Genomic DNA, 17,037 nt, shown 5'->3' on the forward strand with positions numbered 1-17,037 from the left:
GCGGGCTAGCTACGGTTGCCGTACTCGACCCGGTTGAGCACTGACGACTGCGGATCGCCCCCGGGGAGTGGCGGTTTCGTGTCCTGTTGCACCATCAAGGTGATCCCGAAGATCGCTGCCGCGCCGAGCAACAGGCCAACCACCACGCTCGCGGCGGCGGGCGCAATGATCCGGTTCATCAACGGCTCCTTACAGCATCTTCGAAAACGTAGCGGCGGCCTAGCGCCAACCTAGCAGAAGGGCGGTCGGCGCCCCGGAGCGCTCGTCAGGGCAGACAGTGCCCATGAAAACACCGGTCGCCGTACTGCACCTGATGCGGTCCCAGCGGAATCAGCGCGGCCGGACGGACGCGCACCGGTGTCACACCGTGGTCGGCGACGGCCAGCGTCACTCCGAGGGTCGTCGCGACTCCGACCGACAGACCCACCGCGATACTGGCCGCGGCGGCCAGGGTAAAACCGGTCATCGCTGGCTCCTTGATCTCGCCCCCCGCTAGCCCAGCTAGCACCTGCCCACGAATGCCCAGGCGGCCGAAGAAGGAAACCTCGCCGCTCCCCGGACCCGGAGGCCGGGACCCCGCCGTGCAAACATGGCCCGATGTCATTCTCGCGCGCCATGACCGCCATGGGGGCCGTGCTCCCCGTCGTGTCGGCTTTGGTGGCGGGCTGCGCTCACCACGCCGCCAGGCCACCCGGCCCGTCGACCTCGGTCAGCAAGCCGACGGCGGCGCCCGCGGCGCCGGAGTGCGGTGACGTCACCAAGATGGCGGTCCGCGACAAGCTGGCCCAGCTGCTGATGGTGGGCGTGAAGAACGCCGATGACGCCCGATCGGTGGTCAACGACCACCACGTCGGCGGCATCTTCATCGGCAGCTGGACGGACCTGTCGATCTTCCAGGGCCCGCTGGCCGACATCGCGGCCAAGGCCGGGCCGCTCCCGCTGGCGGTGAGCGTCGACGAGGAGGGCGGCCGGGTGTCGCGGTTGCGGTCGCTCATCGGCTCGGCGCCGTCGCCCCGGGAGCTGGCACAGACCCAGACCGTCGCGCAGGTCCACGACCTGGCGGCCGAGCGCGGCAAGAAGATGCGCGACCTGGGCGTCACCATCGACTTCGCCCCCGTCGTCGATGTCACCGACGCCACCGACGGCGTCATCGGGGACCGCTCGTTCGGTGGCGACCCGAACACGGTGACCGCCTACGCCGGCGCGTACGCGCAAGGCCTGCGGGACGCCGGGCTGCTGCCGGTGCTCAAGCACTTCCCCGGCCACGGGCACGGCTCGGGCGATTCGCACACCGGCAGTGTGGTGACGCCGCCGCTGAGCGACCTGCAGAGCCTCGACCTGGTGCCCTACCGGACGCTGGTGACCGCGGCGCCGGTCGCGGTGATGCTGGGTCACCTGCAGGTCCCCGGGCTGACCGGCGACGACCCCGCGAGCCTGAGCGCCGCGGCCGTGCGGCTGCTGCGCGACGGCGTCGGCTACGGCGCCCCGCCGTTCAGCGGCCCGGTGTTCAGCGACGACCTGTCCAGCATGGGCGCCATCTCGGACCGGTACGGCGTCGCCGAGGCGGTGCTGCGCACGCTGCAGGCCGGCACCGACGTCGCGCTCTGGGTCACCACCGACGAGGTGCCCGCGGTCCTGGACCGGCTGCAGAAGGCGGTGGCCGCCGGTGAACTGCCCGCACAGCGGATAGACGACGCGCTGGCGCGGGTCGCGGCGATGAAGGGCCGTAGCCCCGCCTGCGGCCACTGAGGCGCGTGTGCGGCCACCGCGCGTTGCTTACTCTGGAGTCAGATAGGCGGGCTAGAGAGGCAAGCGATGGCGGGTGGCACCAAGCGGTTACCGCGCGCTATCCGCGAGCAACAAATGCTCGACGCCGCCGTGCAGATGTTTTCGGTCAACGGCTACCACGAGACCTCGATGGACGCCATTGCCGCCCAGGCGCAGATCTCCAAGCCGATGCTGTACCTGTACTACGGCTCCAAGGAGGACCTGTTCGGCGCCTGCCTGAACCGGGAGATGGGCCGGTTCATCGACGCGGTCCGCGCCGACATCGACTTCACGCAGAGCCCGAAAGACCTGCTGCGCAACACCATCGTGGCCTTCATGCGCTACATCGACGCGAATCGGGCGTCGTGGATCGTGATGTACACACAGGCCACCAGCTCGCAGGCGTTCGCGCACATGGTGCGAGAGGGGCGTGAACAGATCATCGAGCTGGTCGCCGGGCTGGTGCGGGCAGGCAGCCGCACCCCGCGGACCGAACGTGAGCACGAGATGATGGCCGTGGCGCTGGTGGGGGCGGGCGAGGCGATGGCCAACCAGCTCAGCACCGGCGACATCGACGCCGACGAGGCGGCCGAGCTGATGATCAACCTGTTCTGGCACGGCCTTCGGGGCGCGCCGGAGGAGCGCGAGGCCGCCGCCAGGGCGCTGCCCGAGAAGGGCGAGCCCGGCGCCGCCGGGCGCTGACCCCTACATTCGTCATGTGGCTCGACCACCCGCCCGGCACAACCTCGACTTCTTCTGCGCCGTAATCATCGTCGGGCTGTTGGCCGGGGTCGCCGGATTGGCGACGACGTTCGTGCTGCGCTTCGTCGAGCACGTCACGTATCACTACACCTTCGGCGCGCTGCTGGCCGGCGTCGCCGGCAGCGGTCCGGTGCGACGCGCGGTGGGGCCGATGATCGGCGGCGCGCTGGCGGCTATCGGGTGGTGGCTCTTGCGGAGCAGGACGCAGGTGCCGCCCCTGGCGGAAACCATCGCAAGCGGGCAGCGGATACCGCGGCTCGCGTGGAGCGTCGACGCCATGCTGCAGGTGCTGCTCGTCGGATCCGGGGCATCGCTGGGCCGGGAAGGGGCCCCACGCCAATTCGCTTCTGCGCTAAGCGATTTCGGGACCGGTTGGCTCAAGCGGCTGTCACCGCGCGACCGCGAGGTGTTGCTCGCCTGCGCGGCCGGCGCCGGGCTGGGCGCGGTCTACGCCGTTCCGCTGGCCGGTGCGCTGTTCTCGCTGCGAATCCTGCTCCGCACCTGGCATCCGCGGGCGGTGGGCGCGGCGTTCATCTCGTCGAGCCTGGCGGTCGCCGTCGGTTCGGCCATCACGCGCGACGAACCCAACCTGGGATGGCCGAGCGGGGAGTCGACCTACCTGCTGACCGCGCACGGGCTGCTGCTGGCGCCGCTGACCCTGGTGGTGGGGCTGGCGTTCAACCGCTTGATGGCCGCGGCGAAGCCGGCCAAGCAGATGCAAACCTGGGTGCTGGTTCCCGCGCTCGCCGGAGCCGGGTTGGTGATGGGCATCTGCTCCCATTGGTGGCCCGAGCTGCCCGGCAACGGCCGAAGCATCCTGACGGTCGGCTTGTCCAGTGGCATGACGCTGATGTCGGCGCTCGCGATCCTGGCTTTGAAACCCTTGCTCACCGCGCTATTCCTGCGTGCCGGCGGGGCGGGCGGACTGCTGACACCGTCGCTGGCTACCGGTTCGGCCGCCGGGGCGGCGCTGGTGCTGACGATCAACTGGGCGGCCGGGATTCACCTGCACGTGCCGGCGGTGTCGCTGGCGGGCGCCGCCGGCGTGCTCGCGGTGACGCAGGGATCACCGATCTGGGCGGCGATCTTCGTCTGGGAACTGGCCCGCCCGCCGCTGTGGTTGTTCCTGCTCTTCCTGCTGACCGCGACCAGCGCTCACGGGTTGAAAGTCCTTGCCAAGGGCCGAGGCCCGACGCACTCGGGCTAGCGGGTCGCCACCGAAAGCACTAAAGCGGCCGGACCGTGCCGGTCAGGTGCGGATAGCCCTTGGCGATGTTGCGCAGCGAGATCTCCCAGCCGGCATCGGCCTCGTCGATGTAGAGCCCGGCGGTGGCGGGCAGCACCAGCGGCTTGCCGAACCGCACGGAATACTTCACCGCGTCCGGGAACCGGGCTTCGATGTTGGCCAATACCGCTGCCGCGCTGAACATTCCGTGCGCGATGACGGTGGGGAAGCCGAACAGCCTGGCCGCGATCGGGTTGGTGTGAATGGGGTTGTGGTCGCCGCTGACCACTGCGTAGCGCCGGATCAGGCCGGGGCTGATGCGCACGACGGTGCTGGGCGGGGGCAGCTTGGGCTGCTTCTGCGGTGGCGGCTTGGGCTCGTCGGACAGGCTGGTTCGTTGCTGGTGCAGAAAGGTCGTCACCTGATGCCACGCGGTGTCGTTGCCAACGCTCACCTCGGTCACCAGGTCGACCAGCAGCCCTTTGCGGTGCTCACGCAGGTTCTCGGCGTGCACGCGCACGCCGACGGTGTCGGTGACCGCGATCGGCCGGTACTGCGTGATCTGGTTTTCGACGTGCACGGAACCCATTGCGGCGAAAGGAAAGTCGAACCCCGTCACCAGCGACATCATCGTCGGGAAGGTCAACGCGAAGGGATAGGTGAGCGGCACGTTGTTGCCGTAACGCAGGCCGGTGACCGCCGCGTACTCGGCCACGTTCGCGCGGTCGATGGGCAATTCCTCCACTGTCACGGTGCGCGTGGGCAGCTGTGTCCCGCGGGACACCACCGGCAGCGCGCCGGCCGCCGCGCGCAGCATGTTCCTCAGGCCGCTTGGCTGGTTCATCGCGTTCTCTCCTCGCAGCTATGCGCCCAGCATGGCCTGGCCGCAGACGCGAATGACGTTGCCCGTCACCGCGTTCGAGGCCGGGTTGGCGAAGTAGGCGATGGTCTCCGCGACGTCGACCGGTTGGCCCCCCTGCAGCAGCGAGTTCATCCGGCGCCCCACCTCGCGGGTGGCCAGCGGGATGGCGGCCGTCATCTGCGTTTCGATGAAGCCGGGCGCGACGGCGTTGATCGTGATGCCCTTGCCGTAGAGCTCCGGCGCCAGCGCCTGGGTGAGGCCGATCATCCCGGCCTTGGTGGTCGCGTAGTTGGTCTGGCCGCGGTTGCCGGCGATGCCGGCCATCGAGGATAACCCGACGACGCGGCCCCCCTCGCCGATGGTCCCGTTGCCCACCAGCCCTTCGGTAAGCCGCAGTGGAGCAAGGAGATTGACGGCCAGAACCGCGTCCCAGCGGGCGTCGTCCATGTTGGCCAGCAGCTTGTCGCGGGTGATGCCGGCGTTGTTTACGAGCACGTCGGCGCGCCCGCCGTGGTGCTCGCGCAGGTGCTCGGTGATCTTGTCGACGGCGTCGGAGGCGGTGACGTCGAGCCACAACGCGGTGCCCCCGACCCGGCTAGCCGTCTCGGCCAGCGTCTCGGCGGCCGACTCGACGTCGATCGCGACGACGCGGGCGCCGTCGCGGGCGAAGACGTCCGCGATCGTTGCGCCGATGCCGCGGGCCGCGCCCGTGACGATCGCGACCTTGCCGTCCAGCGGCCGCTCCCAGTCGGCCGGGGGCGTGGAGTCGGCCTCGCCGATGTAGAAGACCTGGCCGTCGACGTAGGCGGACTTGGCCGACAGGACGAACCGCATTGTCGATTCCAGGCCCGTCGCAGCGGGTTTGGCGTCGGGCGAAAGATAGACCAGCGCCACCGTCGTGCCGTTGCGCAGCTCCTTGCCCAGCGAGCGGGTGAACCCCTCCAACGCGCGCTGGGCGATCCGCTCGTGCGGGCCGGCGGCGGCATCGGGCGTGGTGCCGACCACCACGACGCGCGCCGAATGGCCCAGGTTGCGCAGCAGCGGCGTGAAGAACTCGTACAACCCCCGGAGCCCCTCCGGCGTGGTGATGCCGGTGGCGTCGAAGACCAGCCCGCCGAACTGGTCGGCCCAGCGCCCACCCAGGTTGTTGCCCACCAGGTCGTAGTCCTTGGCCAGCGCGGCGCGCAGCGGCTCGACGATGCGCCCCTCACCGCCGATCAGCAGGGACCCGGCCAGGGGCGGATCGCCGGGCCGGTAGCGGCGCAGCGTCTCGGGTTGCGGGACACCGAGCTGCTTGGCGAGAAACGATCCAGGACCGGAATTGACGATCTGAGAGAACAGATCGGACGAGACCTTGGGAGCCACCGGAGTTACCTTCCATGTGCTTTCGAAGTCGGGGTGTGCCTACGCACAACCGTATCCAGGACGAACTTACTTCAGAGTAAGAACAGTGGGTAGTATGGCCCCAGACGGGCATCCCGAAACCGATAGAGACGCACCTACACGGAGAAGACAGTGGCCCCTGCAAGTTCTGAGGCAAGCAACCAGCGCACTTCGCAGCGGCGACGCGTCGCCGTGCTCGGCGGCAACCGCATCCCGTTCGCCCGATCCGACGGCGCCTATGCCGAGGCGTCCAACCAGGACATGTTCACCGCAGCGCTCGGTGGGCTGGTGGACCGCTTCGGGCTGGCCGGCGAGCGGCTGGGCGCGGTGATCGGCGGCGCCGTGCTGAAGCACAGCCGGGACTTCAACCTCACGCGCGAATGCGTGCTGGGCTCCGAGCTGTCGTCGTACACGCCGGCGTTCGACCTGCAGCAGGCGTGCGGCACCGGCCTGCAGGCGGCCATCGCCGCGGCCGACGGCATCGCCGCCGGGCGCTACGACGTGGCCGCCGCCGGCGGGGTGGACACCACCTCCGACCCGCCGATCGGCCTGGGCGACAACCTGCGCCGGACCCTGCTCAAGCTGCGCCGGTCCAAGTCCAACCTCCAGCGGCTGAGGCTGGTGGGCACGCTGCCCGCGACCCTGGGCATCGAGATCCCGGTCAACAGCGAGCCGCGCACCGGGCTGTCCATGGGTGAGCACCAGGCGATCACGGCCAAGCAGATGGGCATCAAGCGCGTCGGCCAGGACGAGCTGGCCGCCGCCAGCCACCGCAACATGGCCGCCGCCTACGATCGGGGCTTCTTCGACGACCTGGTCACCCCGTTCCTGGGCCTGTACCGCGACGACAACCTGCGCCCGGACTCATCGGCGGAGAAGCTGGCGAAGCTCAAGCCGGTGTTCGGCGTGAAGTCCGGCGACGCGACGATGACGGCCGGCAACTCGACCCCGCTGACCGACGGGGCCTCGGTCGCGCTGCTGAGCTCCGAGGAGTGGGCGGCCGCCCACTCCCTGACGCCGCTGGCCTTCCTGGTGGACGCGGAAACCGCGGCCGTCGACTACGTCAACGGCCGCGACGGCCTGCTGATGGCGCCCACCTACGCGGTGCCGCGGCTGTTGGCGAGAAACGGACTGAGCCTGCAAGATTTTGACTTCTACGAGATCCACGAGGCCTTCGCCTCGGTGGTGCTGGCGCACCTGCAGGCGTGGGAGTCGGAGGACTACTGCAAGGAGCGGCTGGGCCTCGACGCCGCGCTGGGTTCGATCGACCGGTCCAAGCTCAATGTCAACGGTTCGTCGTTGGCCGCCGGCCACCCGTTCGCCGCCACCGGCGGGCGGATCCTGGCCCAGGCGGCCAAGCAGCTCGCCGAGAAGAGGGCGGAGCACAAGGGCGGCGCGGGCAAGCCGCTGCGGGCCCTGATCTCCATCTGCGCCGCCGGTGGCCAGGGCGTGGCCGCGATCCTCGAGGCCTGAACCGCCCGCCGGGTCGGCGGGCTCATGAAATCGCTCACAACCGGTTAGTAATTTGGGCGGCTGGGTATCCGAGTGCCCGGATGGCCCCGTGTTGCGGTCTGACCCCCCGACCCCGACGGCGATACGGGGCATCCCTGAAACGATCGCCGGTCAGCGCGGACCGGCGTGCGAAGAGGGCCGCCGCTGGAGTGAGGGGATCCAGCGGCGGCCTTTTTCGTGCCCCTGAAGAGCAAAAACCCCGCTCCCATCAGGAAGCGGGGTTTTCGCTGTTGCGGTCAGAAGGCGGCTTCGTCGAGCTCCATGATGTCGTTGTCCAGCGTCTCGATCACCTCTCGGGTGCTGGCCAGCAGCGGCAGGAAGTTCTTCGCGAAGAACGAGGCCACGGCGACCTTGCCCTCGTAGAAGGACCGCTCCTCACCGCTGGCGCCGGCGTCCAGCGCAGCCACGGCCACCGCGGCCTGACGCTGCAGCAACCAACCGATGACCAGGTCGCCGACGCTCATCAGGAAGCGCACCGAACCCAGCCCCACCTTGTAGAGGCTCGTCACGTCGTCCTGCGCCGCCATCAGGTAACCGGTCAGCGCGGCCGCCATCGCCTGGACGTCGGCCAGGGCCTTGGCCAGCAGCTCGCGCTCGGACTTCAGCCGGCCGTTGCCGGACTCGCTGTCCACGAACTTCTGGATCTCACCGGAGACGTGGGCCAGGGCCACACCCTTGTCGCGGACGATCTTGCGGAAGAAGAAGTCCTGCGCCTGGATCGCCGTGGTGCCCTCGTACAGGGAGTCGATCTTGGCGTCCCGGATGTACTGCTCGATCGGGTAGTCCTGCAGGAAGCCGGACCCACCGAACGTCTGCAGGCTCTCGGTGAGCTTGGCGTAGGCCTGCTCGGAACCGACACCCTTGACCACCGGCAACATCAGGTCGTTGACCTTGACGGCCAGTTCGGCGTCCACACCGTGCACCGCCTGGGCGACCGCCGCGTCCTGGTAGGTCGCGGTGTAGAGGTACAGCGCGCGCAGACCCTCGGCGTAGGCCTTCTGGGTCATCAGCGACCGGCGCACGTCGGGGTGATGCGTGATGGTCACCCGCGGCGCGGTCTTGTCGGTCATCTGCGTCATGTCGGCGCCCTGCACGCGGGACTTGGCGTATTCGAGCGCGTTCAGGTAGCCGGTCGACAGCGTCGCGATGGCCTTGGTGCCGACCATCATGCGGGCCTGCTCGATGACCTCGAACATCTGCGCGATGCCGTTGTGCACCTCGCCGACCAGCCAGCCCTTGGCGGGCACGTCGTGCTGCCCGAAGGACAGCTCACAGGTGGCCGAAACCTTCAGGCCCATCTTGTGCTCGACGTTGGTCACGAAGACGCCGTTGCGCTCGCCCAGCTCGCCGGTGGAGAAGTCGAACAGGAACTTGGGCACGAAGAACAGCGACAGCCCCTTGGTGCCCGGACCGGCGCCCTCGGGGCGGGCCAGCACCAGGTGGAAGATGTTCTCGAACAGGTCTCCGGAGTCGGCCGAGGTAATGAATCGCTTCACGCCCTCGATGTGCCAGGAGCCGTCGTCCTGCTTGATCGCCTTGGTGCGCCCGGCGCCGACGTCGGAACCGGCGTCCGGCTCGGTGAGCACCATGGTGGAGCCCCATCCGCGCTCGGCGCAGATCACGGCCCACTTCTTCTGCTCCTCGGTGCCGAGGTGGTACAGGATGTTGGCGAAACCGGCGCCGCCGCCGTACATCCACACGGCGGGGTTGGCACCCAGCAGGTGCTCGTGTAGCGCCCATACCAGTGCCCGGGGCATCGGCATGCCGCCGAGGGCCTCGTCGATGCCGACCTTGTCCCAACCGGCCTCGGTGACGGCGCGGACCGACTTCTTGAAGGACTCCGGCAGCGTCACCGAGTGCGTCTTCGGGTCGAAGACCGGCGGGTTGCGGTCACCCTCGACGAACGACTCGGCGATGGGCCCCTCGGCCAGCCGGCTGATTTCGGACAACATTTCGCGCGCGGTGTCGACGTCCAGATCGCTGTAGTCGCCGGCGCCCAAAGCCTGCTCAACGCCCAATACCTCGAACAGGTTGAACACCTGGTCGCGGACGTTGCTCTTGTAGTGGCTCACTACGGTTCCTCCTCGTTGAGAATGCCACTTGTGGTTGGGTACTAGGTCTAAGTTACCCACCAGTAACTCCGTTAAAATATCGCTCTCGGACAGTTCAACGCAAGTCAATGTGAGCTAGATTTCACGGTCTAACCAACCAACTGGTTGGCGCGCCGTGGCGGCCCCTCTGACCTGCGGCGATGATGGATCGGATCTCAAACTGTGGGATGCATCACCACCCTGCCCGTGGTGGATTTGCGCAGCTCCGCGGCCCAACTGAGCGGGGTCCTGCGTGAGGCCGCTCACGAGGTGGGTTTCTTCTACCTGACCGGCCACGGCGTGCCCGACGAGTTGTGCCGCACGGTGCTTCAGGCGGCGCGCAGCCTGTTCGCGCTGCCCGAAGCCGAGAAGGACGCGATCGCCATGGTGCGCAGTCCGCATTTCCGTGGCTACACCCGGCTGGGCGGCGAGCTGACCCGCGGGCAGGTGGACTGGCGGGAGCAGATCGACATCGGCCCGGAACGTGCCGCGGTCGGGGGGCCCGGCAGGCCCGACTACCTGTGGTTGCAGGGGCCCAACCAGTGGCCGGCCGCGTTGCCCGAACTGCCGGGGATCGTCGCCGAGTGGGACGCCGCGCTGTCCGCGGTGGCCCGCACCCTGCTGCGGCACTGGGCGGCCTCCCTGGGCAGCCCGCCGGACGTCTTCGACGCCGCCTTCGCCGAAACACCCGCCACGCTGATCAAGATCGTGCGCTACCCGCGAAGCGCGGCCACGCCGCAGGGGGTGGGCCCGCACAAAGACTCCGGCGTGCTCACGCTGCTCCTGGCCGAGCCGGGGAGCCGCGGCCTGCAGGTGCGCCCGCCCGGCACGCAGGAGTGGATCGACGTGCCGCCCGCCGACGGCGCCTTCGTCGTCAACATCGGCGAGCTGCTAGAGGTGGCCACGGGCGGTTACCTGCGGGCCACAGAGCACCGGGTAACGCTGGCCGGGCAGCCGGCGGACCGGATCTCTGTGCCGTATTTCTTCAACCCGCGGCTGGACGCGCAGATCCCCGTGCTGACCCTGCCCCCCGAGCTGCGGGCGCGCGCCCGCCGCGTGACCGACCCCGCGGATCCGATCTTCTCCGTCTACGGCCGCAACGCCTGGAAGAGCAGGTTGCGCGCACATCCGGATGTGGCTTCAGCGCACGGGCATTGGGCAGGTAGGGTCGGGGACGAGAATCCCGTTCTCGGCTCAAGGGGCGAATGAATTCCGGTGAACTCGAACAAGCATCTGACACCGTCCACGCTTCGTGAGGCCTTCGGCCACTTCCCCTCCGGGGTGGTGGCCATCGCCGCCGAAGTCCAGGGAACCCGGGAAGGCCTGGCGGCCAGCACCTTTGTCCCCGTCTCCCTGGATCCGCCGCTGGTGTCCTTCTGCGTGCAGAACACCTCGACGACGTGGCCCAAGCTCAAAGACCTGCCCATGCTCGGCATCAGCGTGCTCGGCGAGGCGCACGACGAGGCCGCACGCACGCTGGCCGCCAAGACCGGGGACAGGTTCGCCGGCCTTCAGACGGAGTCCAGGGAGAGCGGCGCCGTATTCATCAAGGGCACCGCCCTGTGGCTGGAAAGCGCGATTGAGCAGCTCATCCCGGCCGGGGACCACACCATTGTGGTGCTCCGGGTCAACGAGGTGACCATCGACGCCGAAGTCGCACCAATCGTGTTTCACCGCAGCGTGTTCCGGCGCCTCGGCGCCTGAACGGGACTACGGGCGGCGGCTGAGTTCCGCCCGAAAGCCCGCTATGCGCTGCTCGATCTCGGCGGCGTCATCTTCGCGGCCTTCCTTGCGCGCAAGATCGGCGCGGACGGACAACTCGCGGATCGCGGTTCGAATTTCGCTGACGCTAGTGGTTTCTCGCATATCTCCCACGCTGCCTTTCACCAGTTGAGGGCAGACGACCGTCGGGTGCCCACCCGACAGGGTTCATGTGGGGTACCCGGCGTGCCGGGCGGGCTAACGCTCTAGCGGCGGAACAGCTTGTTACCCAGCCACACCAGCGGGTCGTAGCGGCGGCCGGCGACGCGCTCCTTCATCGGGATGATGGCGTTGTCGGTGATCTTGATGTTCTCCGGGCACACCTCGGTGCAGCACTTGGTGATGTTGCACAACCCGAGCCCGGCATCGTCCTGCGCCAGATCCCGCCGGTCCGCGGTGTCGAGCGGGTGCATCTCCAGCTCGGCGAGCCGGATGAAAAGACGGGGGCCGGAGAATGCCTTCTTGTTCTCCTCGTGATCGCGGATCACGTGGCAGACGTTCTGACACAGGAAGCACTCGATGCACTTGCGGAACTCCTGCGAGCGCTCGACGTCGGCCTGCGCCATCCGGTATTGCCCGGGCTGTAGGTCTTTGGGCGGCGCGAAGGCGGGCATCTCGCGCGCCTTCGCGTAGTTGAAGGAAACGTCGGTGACCAGGTCGCGGATCACCGGGAAGGTCCGCAACGGCGTGACGGTCACCACCTCGTCCTCGGCGAACGTGGACATCCGCGGCATGCACATCAGCCGGGGATAGCCGTTGATCTCCGCCGAGCAGGAGCCGCACTTGCCGGCCTTGCAGTTCCACCGCACCGCCAGATCGGGCGTCTGCGTCTGCTGCAGGCGATGGATGATGTCGAGGACCACCTCGCCCTCGTTGACCTCGACCGTGAAGTCCTGCAGCTCGCCGGTGGCATCGTCACCGCGCCACACACGCAGGGTCGCGTTGTAGGTCATTAGCCTCTCCGTCCTGGATGCTGGACCAGCTCGTCGTCGGTGTAGTACTTCTCCAGCTCGGAGATCTCGAAGAGCTCCAGCAGATCGGGTCGCATCGGCACCTGGTCCTTGCGGGTGATGCTGATGTCGGGAATCACTTCGTCGCCACCGGCGGCCTGGCAGACGAGCAGCACCTTGCGCCACCCCGAATCCATCGACGGGTGGTCGTCGCGGGTGTGCCCGCCGCGGCTTTCGGTGCGCTCCAGCGCGGCCTTGGCGACGCACTCGCTGACCAGCAGCATGCTGCGCAGATCGATGGCCAGGTTCCAGCCCGGGTTGTACTCGCGACCGCCCTCCACGCGGATGTTCTTGAACCGCTCGCGAAGCTTGTCGAGCCGCCCGAGGGCCTCGGAGATCTCGTCGGCTTTGCGGATGATGCCCACCAGGTCGTTCATCGACTGCTGCAGCTCGAGCTGCAGCGTGTAGGGGTTCTCCGCCGGGGCGCCGCTGGTCGGCCCGTCGAAGGGGGACAGCGCCCTCTTCGCGGCGGTCTCGACGGCCTCCGCCGAGATGGTCGGACGGCTGCTCAGCGCCCGCACGTAGTCGGCGGCGCCCAGGCCGGCCCGCCGGCCGAACACCAGCAGGTCCGACAGCGAGTTGCCGCCCAGCCGGTTGGAGCCGTGCATGCCGCCGGAGCACTCGCCCGCGGCGAACAGGCCCGGGACCGTCGCCGCCCCGGTGTCGGCGTCCACCTCCACACCGCCCATGACGTAGTGACAGGTGGGACCGACCTCCATTGGCTCCTTGGTGATGTCGACCCCGGCTAGCTCCTTGAACTGGTGGTACATCGACGGCAGGCGTCGCGTGATCTCCTCGGGCGTCAACCTCGACGCGATGTCGAGGAACACGCCGCCGTGCGGGCTGCCACGCCCGGCCTTGACTTCCGAGTTGATCGCGCGCGCGACCTCATCGCGGGGCAGCAGGTCGGGGGTGCGCCGGGCCGAGTCGTTGTCCTTGAGCCACTGGTCGGCCTCTTGCTCGGTCTCGGCGTACTGACCCTTGAACACCGCCGGGATGTAGTCGAACATGAACCGTTTCTCGTCGGAGTTCTTCAGCACACCGCCGTCGCCGCGGACACCCTCGGTGACCAGGATCCCCTTCACGCTGGGCGGCCACACCATGCCGGTCGGGTGGAACTGGACGAACTCCATATTGATCAGCGACGCACCCGCCCGCAGGGCCAGCGCGTGCCCGTCGCCGGTGTACTCCCAGGAGTTCGAGGTGACCTTGAACGACTTGCCGATGCCGCCGGTGGCGAGCACCACCGCCGGCGCCTCGAACAGAACGAACTGGCCCGTCTCGCGCCAGTAGCCGAACGCCCCGGCGATCGCGTCACCGTCCTTGAGCAGCTCGGTGATGGTGCACTCGGCGAACACCTTGATCCGCGCCTCGTAGTCGCCGAGTTCGGCGTCATCCTCCTGCTGCAGCGAGACGATCTTCTGCTGCAACGTGCGGATCAACTCCAGGCCGGTGCGGTCCCCGACGTGCGCCAGCCGCGGGTAGGTGTGCCCGCCGAAGTTGCGCTGGCTGATCTTGCCGTCCTTCGTGCGATCGAACAGCGCGCCGTAGGTCTCCAGCTCCCAGACCCGGTCGGGCGCCTCCTTGGCGTGCAGCTCGGCCATCCGCCAGTTGTTCAGGAACTTCCCACCGCGCATGGTGTCGCCGAAGTGGGTCTTCCAGTCGTCCTTCGCGTTGACGTTGCCCATCGCCGCCGCGGCACCGCCCTCGGCCATCACGGTGTGGGCCTTGCCGAACAGGGACTTGCACACCACCGCGACCTTGAGGCCGCGTTCCCGCGCCTCGATGACCGCACGCAGCCCCGCGCCGCCGGCACCGATGACGACTACGTCGTAGGCATGCCGCTCGACCTCAACCATGAAAACCCTCGCTAAATTCTGGTTATCTTCAAATGGCCTGTCAGCCAACAAATCTCAAATCGGGGATGGCGCCACCGGCCACCAGCGCGATGTAGAAATCGGTGAGCATCAGGGTGCCCAGCGTGATCCACGCATACTGCTTGTGCCGGGTGTTGATATGGCTGACCTGGGTCCAGATCCAGTACCGCACAGGGTGCTTGGAGAAGTGCTTGAGCCGCCCGCCGGTCACGTGCCGGCACGAGTGGCAGGACAGCGTGTAGACCCACAGCATGACGACGTTGCCCACCATGATCAGGTTGCCCAGGCCGAAGCCGAAGCCGTGCGGGCCGGAGTCGGAGTGGAAGCCGACGATCGCGTCGTAGCTGTTGATCACCGAGATGATGCCGGCGATGTAGAAGAAATACCGGTGGCTGTTCTGGACGATCAGCGGCAACCTGGTCTCGCCGGTGTAGTGCACCCGGGGCTCGGCCACCGCGCAAGCCGTCGGCGACTGCCACACCGTGCGGTAGTAGGCGCCACGGTAGTAATAACAGGTTAGCCGGAACAGCAGCAGGAACGGCAGCGTCAGCGCCGCGTACGGCAGCCACCACACGTCCGGCAGGATCTGCGGCCAGAAGTCGCCGGCCTCACCGCACGCCTTGGCCACGCAGGGCGAGTAGAACGGCGTCAGGTAGTGGTACTTCGGGACGAAGAAGTAATCCTGCTGGAACGCCCGCGCCAACCCGTAGATGAGGAACGCGGCGAAGCCCAGGTCGATCCGCAGCGGCGACATCCACCACCGGTCGGTGCGCAGGCTGCGCTGCGGGATGCGGGCGCGCGTGGGTGAAAAGACACCTGACGCAGGACGGTTCGCCGTGGGTGCGCTCATCTAGTGTTCCTCTTCGAACGGGCTGTTGGTCGAAGGGTACACAGAGAGCACCCCCCCTATTTCGAGGGGGCTTGGGTTGTCAGGACCTGCTGTGACCGCCGACACCCTCGTCGTCGACATCGCGCCAGAATTCGCTGTCGTATTGGGTGTCGGGAATGACGATTTTCTCGCCGGACTGCTGCACGGTGGCGCGCGTCAGGTCCAACTCGGACACGTCGGTGTCGAGCAGTTCGACGTCGGACAGGATGCGGTCGGCGTCGATGACGATGCGCCGCATCGCCGGGCTGTCGCCGTAGCGACTCTTCAGTGAACTCACGCACCGCCGCAGGCCGCCGATGAGGTGGTGAAGTTCGGCGAGTTCAGTAGTGCCGGCAGGGGGCGTCAACGGAGATCTCCTCGGGCGGACGGTGTTACGGATCACAGTACGTCCCCGATACTATCCACGGCACCGCCTCACGTCAGGCGACTCACTTCCTTTACCACCACGGAGCAAACCCGCCCATGACAGGCCAGACCGCCGCCGAACGTGCCAAAGCGCTGCTCGCCCTGCACCGCCCGGGCGACCCCGTCGTCCTGCCGACCGTGTGGGACGCCTGGTCGGCGCGCCTGGCCACCGACGCCGGATTCGCCGCGTTGACCGTGGGCAGCCATCCGCTTGCAGACTCCATCGGCAAGCCCGACAACGAGGGCATGTCGTTCGACGACGTGCTCGCCCGGGTCTCCCAGATCACCGCCGCGGTCGACATCCCGGTGTCGGTGGACGTCGAATCCGGCTACGGGCTGGCGGCAGAGCGCCTGATCGACGGGCTGTTGAGCGTCGGCGCCGTCGGATTGAACATCGAGGACACCGTGCACTCCGAGGGCAAGCGGTTGCGTTCGGCCGGCGAACACGCCGAACTGGTCGGGGCGCTGCGGTCGGCCGCCGACGCGGCCGGAGTGCATGTCGTGGTCAACGCCCGCACCGACCTGTTCCTGCGCCAGGACGGTGACGCGGCCGATCGGGTCGACAGGGCCGTGGCGCGGCTGACCGAGGCGGCGACCGCGGGCGCCGACGTGCTATACCCGGTCGGCCGCCACAATCCGGAGACATTGCGGCGCTTGACCGCAGAGCTGCCGTTACCGGTCAATGCGATCGCGCTGCCCGACCGGGACGATCCGGCGTCGTTCGGGGCGCTGGGCGTCGCGCGGATCAGCTTCGGCCCCTTCTTCCAGGCCGCGCTGGCGACCCGGGCCGCGGAGCTGCTGGCCCGCTGGGGCTAATCCGGGGGAAAGCCTTTGTGCGGCAGAGGAATCCGGCGGGGTCGCCTGACCCCGCCGGACCGTGCTCTACCTATTACTTGGTGATCTCGATGCGCTTCGCCTGGTTTCCGGCGTATGCGCCGGCCACCCGCACCGTCAGTACCCCGGCGTCGTACGAGGCCGTGATGGCCTCCCCGGTGACGTGCGCCGGCAGCTGGAACGACCGGTGGAAGGCTCCGTAACGGATCTCGCGCAGGCTGCGCCCGTCTTTCTCCTCGACGTGCTCGTCGCGACGTTCGCCGCGGATCACGAGGCGGCCGCGGTCGACCTCGACATTGACGTCCTTCTCGACGTCCAGGCCGGGCAGTTCGACACGTACGACCGCGTCCTCGCCGTCCTTCACGATCTCCGCAGCGGGGTGGAAACCGCTGGTCGAGGGCTTGTACCAGTCAGAAACGGCGGCGGGGCCGAAGAAGTCGCGCAACCACCGGTCGGTGTCCCAGGCCGGTCGCGACCACAATGCGAGGTTACTCATGGGGATCTCCTTGCACTTCCTTGAGCTTTGTTGTGGATTTGCTGTGTCCGGCGCCCTTCCGGCCGGCTATAAGGAAAAACATGAGTCGACCACGCTTAAGTTCCACCTAGGCGTTCGCCTTGGGCGAACGAATAATCACAGGGCTCCCTGTGAGTTGTGAGATC

The 17,037-nt window shown here is 68.1% G+C and carries 18 protein-coding genes; 7 read left to right on the forward strand and 11 right to left on the reverse strand.

The genetic code is table 11. The features are described from left to right. Positions 1 to 5 precede the first annotated feature (5 nt). Both KXD96_RS05205 and KXD96_RS05210 read right to left on the reverse strand, forming a co-directional pair. The gene (locus tag KXD96_RS05205; protein WP_065443914.1) at positions 6 to 179 is read right to left on the reverse strand and encodes a DUF2613 domain-containing protein; all 174 of its coding nucleotides are present in this window, start codon (positions 177 to 179) and stop codon (positions 6 to 8) included. Positions 180 to 265: 86 nt separating this feature from the next. Then, on the reverse strand, positions 266 to 466 hold the full coding sequence (locus KXD96_RS05210) for a DUF2613 family protein (RefSeq protein ID WP_260743372.1): 201 nt from the start codon (positions 464 to 466) through the stop codon (positions 266 to 268). A 131-nt stretch (positions 467 to 597) separates the two neighbouring features. On the opposite strand from KXD96_RS05210, the gene KXD96_RS05215 reads away from it, so the two are divergent. The 3 genes from KXD96_RS05215 (at position 598) to KXD96_RS05225 (ending at position 3,736) form a co-directional block, all read left to right on the forward strand. Further along, positions 598 to 1,749 (forward strand): glycoside hydrolase family 3 N-terminal domain-containing protein, encoded by a 1,152-nt coding sequence (locus KXD96_RS05215; protein WP_260743374.1) that lies wholly within the window; start codon positions 598 to 600, stop codon positions 1,747 to 1,749. A gap of 66 nt (positions 1,750 to 1,815) precedes the next feature. Further along, a complete protein-coding gene (locus KXD96_RS05220; RefSeq protein ID WP_260743376.1) occupies positions 1,816 to 2,469 on the forward strand; it encodes a TetR/AcrR family transcriptional regulator in 654 nt (217 codons plus the stop codon). Positions 2,470 to 2,485: 16 nt separating this feature from the next. Continuing rightward, on the forward strand, positions 2,486 to 3,736 hold the full coding sequence (locus tag KXD96_RS05225; protein WP_260743377.1) for a chloride channel protein: 1,251 nt from the start codon (positions 2,486 to 2,488) through the stop codon (positions 3,734 to 3,736). 19 nt (positions 3,737 to 3,755) lie between these two features. Here KXD96_RS05225 and KXD96_RS05230 read toward each other — a convergent pair whose 3' ends face one another. Together KXD96_RS05230 and KXD96_RS05235 are read right to left on the reverse strand one after the other, a co-directional pair. Continuing rightward, the gene (locus KXD96_RS05230) at positions 3,756 to 4,598 is read right to left on the reverse strand and encodes a MaoC/PaaZ C-terminal domain-containing protein (RefSeq protein WP_260743379.1); all 843 of its coding nucleotides are present in this window, start codon (positions 4,596 to 4,598) and stop codon (positions 3,756 to 3,758) included. A gap of 18 nt (positions 4,599 to 4,616) precedes the next feature. Further along, positions 4,617 to 5,981 (reverse strand): 3-oxoacyl-ACP reductase, encoded by a 1,365-nt coding sequence (locus tag KXD96_RS05235; RefSeq protein ID WP_260743381.1) that lies wholly within the window; start codon positions 5,979 to 5,981, stop codon positions 4,617 to 4,619. A 150-nt stretch (positions 5,982 to 6,131) separates the two neighbouring features. Here KXD96_RS05235 and KXD96_RS05240 point away from each other — a divergent pair, with 150 nt between their 5' ends. Continuing rightward, complete coding sequence (locus KXD96_RS05240; protein ID WP_260743383.1) at positions 6,132 to 7,472, forward strand: acetyl-CoA C-acetyltransferase; 1,341 nt, start codon at positions 6,132 to 6,134, stop codon at positions 7,470 to 7,472. 275 nt (positions 7,473 to 7,747) lie between these two features. Here KXD96_RS05240 and KXD96_RS05245 read toward each other — a convergent pair whose 3' ends face one another. Next, positions 7,748 to 9,583 carry an acyl-CoA dehydrogenase gene (locus tag KXD96_RS05245; protein WP_260743385.1) on the reverse strand — a complete coding sequence of 612 codons (1,836 nt, stop codon included), beginning with the start codon at positions 9,581 to 9,583 and terminating at the stop codon, positions 7,748 to 7,750. A 219-nt stretch (positions 9,584 to 9,802) separates the two neighbouring features. On the opposite strand from KXD96_RS05245, the gene KXD96_RS05250 reads away from it, so the two are divergent. Both KXD96_RS05250 and KXD96_RS05255 read left to right on the forward strand, forming a co-directional pair. Then, positions 9,803 to 10,810, forward strand: a complete 1,008-nt coding sequence (locus tag KXD96_RS05250; protein WP_396878709.1) for an isopenicillin N synthase family dioxygenase — start codon at positions 9,803 to 9,805, stop codon at positions 10,808 to 10,810. A 6-nt stretch (positions 10,811 to 10,816) separates the two neighbouring features. Then, a complete protein-coding gene (locus tag KXD96_RS05255) occupies positions 10,817 to 11,305 on the forward strand; it encodes a flavin reductase family protein (protein WP_260743387.1) in 489 nt (162 codons plus the stop codon). 6 nt (positions 11,306 to 11,311) lie between these two features. On the opposite strand, the gene KXD96_RS05260 is transcribed toward KXD96_RS05255, so the two are convergent. From KXD96_RS05260 to KXD96_RS05280, 5 genes are all read right to left on the reverse strand, one after another. After that, positions 11,312 to 11,488 (reverse strand): hypothetical protein, encoded by a 177-nt coding sequence (locus KXD96_RS05260; RefSeq protein WP_260745597.1) that lies wholly within the window; start codon positions 11,486 to 11,488, stop codon positions 11,312 to 11,314. 80 nt (positions 11,489 to 11,568) lie between these two features. Further along, entirely contained in the window at positions 11,569 to 12,315 is a 747-nt protein-coding gene (locus tag KXD96_RS05265) for a succinate dehydrogenase/fumarate reductase iron-sulfur subunit (RefSeq protein ID WP_260743388.1), read from the reverse strand. Next, positions 12,315 to 14,231, reverse strand: a complete 1,917-nt coding sequence (locus KXD96_RS05270; RefSeq protein ID WP_260743389.1) for a fumarate reductase/succinate dehydrogenase flavoprotein subunit — start codon at positions 14,229 to 14,231, stop codon at positions 12,315 to 12,317. Before KXD96_RS05270 ends, KXD96_RS05265 begins: the two co-directional genes overlap by 1 nt. Before the next feature lie 40 nt (positions 14,232 to 14,271). Then, the gene (locus KXD96_RS05275; protein ID WP_260743390.1) at positions 14,272 to 15,099 is read right to left on the reverse strand and encodes a hypothetical protein; all 828 of its coding nucleotides are present in this window, start codon (positions 15,097 to 15,099) and stop codon (positions 14,272 to 14,274) included. Positions 15,100 to 15,178: 79 nt separating this feature from the next. After that, positions 15,179 to 15,484, reverse strand: a complete 306-nt coding sequence (locus KXD96_RS05280) for a hypothetical protein (RefSeq protein ID WP_260743391.1) — start codon at positions 15,482 to 15,484, stop codon at positions 15,179 to 15,181. 116 nt (positions 15,485 to 15,600) lie between these two features. Between KXD96_RS05280 and KXD96_RS05285 the strand changes: the two genes are divergently transcribed. Next, complete coding sequence (locus KXD96_RS05285) at positions 15,601 to 16,359, forward strand: isocitrate lyase/phosphoenolpyruvate mutase family protein (protein ID WP_260743392.1); 759 nt, start codon at positions 15,601 to 15,603, stop codon at positions 16,357 to 16,359. 73 nt (positions 16,360 to 16,432) lie between these two features. Here the strand turns inward: KXD96_RS05285 and KXD96_RS05290 are convergent, their stop codons facing one another. Then, positions 16,433 to 16,873 (reverse strand): Hsp20/alpha crystallin family protein, encoded by a 441-nt coding sequence (locus tag KXD96_RS05290; RefSeq protein ID WP_260743393.1) that lies wholly within the window; start codon positions 16,871 to 16,873, stop codon positions 16,433 to 16,435. Positions 16,874 to 17,037: the final 164 nt, after the last annotated feature.

Origin of the sequence: Mycobacterium sp. SMC-2 (genome assembly GCF_025263485.1) — a bacterium.
Lineage (GTDB): Bacteria > Actinomycetota > Actinomycetes > Mycobacteriales > Mycobacteriaceae > Mycobacterium.

Coding starts and splice junctions, on each gene's coding strand:
- KXD96_RS05205 (WP_065443914.1), bottom strand. CDS start 179: ATGAACCGGATCATTGCGCCCGCCGCCGCGAGCGTGGTGGTTGGCCTG.
- KXD96_RS05210 (WP_260743372.1), bottom strand. CDS start 466: ATGACCGGTTTTACCCTGGCCGCCGCGGCCAGTATCGCGGTGGGTCTG.
- KXD96_RS05215 (WP_260743374.1), top strand. CDS start 598: ATGTCATTCTCGCGCGCCATGACCGCCATGGGGGCCGTGCTCCCCGTC.
- KXD96_RS05220 (WP_260743376.1), top strand. CDS start 1,816: ATGGCGGGTGGCACCAAGCGGTTACCGCGCGCTATCCGCGAGCAACAA.
- KXD96_RS05230 (WP_260743379.1), bottom strand. CDS start 4,598: ATGAACCAGCCAAGCGGCCTGAGGAACATGCTGCGCGCGGCGGCCGGC.
- KXD96_RS05265 (WP_260743388.1), bottom strand. CDS start 12,315: ATGACCTACAACGCGACCCTGCGTGTGTGGCGCGGTGACGATGCCACC.
- KXD96_RS05270 (WP_260743389.1), bottom strand. CDS start 14,231: ATGGTTGAGGTCGAGCGGCATGCCTACGACGTAGTCGTCATCGGTGCC.
- KXD96_RS05275 (WP_260743390.1), bottom strand. CDS start 15,099: ATGAGCGCACCCACGGCGAACCGTCCTGCGTCAGGTGTCTTTTCACCC.
- KXD96_RS05285 (WP_260743392.1), top strand. CDS start 15,601: ATGACAGGCCAGACCGCCGCCGAACGTGCCAAAGCGCTGCTCGCCCTG.
- KXD96_RS05290 (WP_260743393.1), bottom strand. CDS start 16,873: ATGAGTAACCTCGCATTGTGGTCGCGACCGGCCTGGGACACCGACCGG.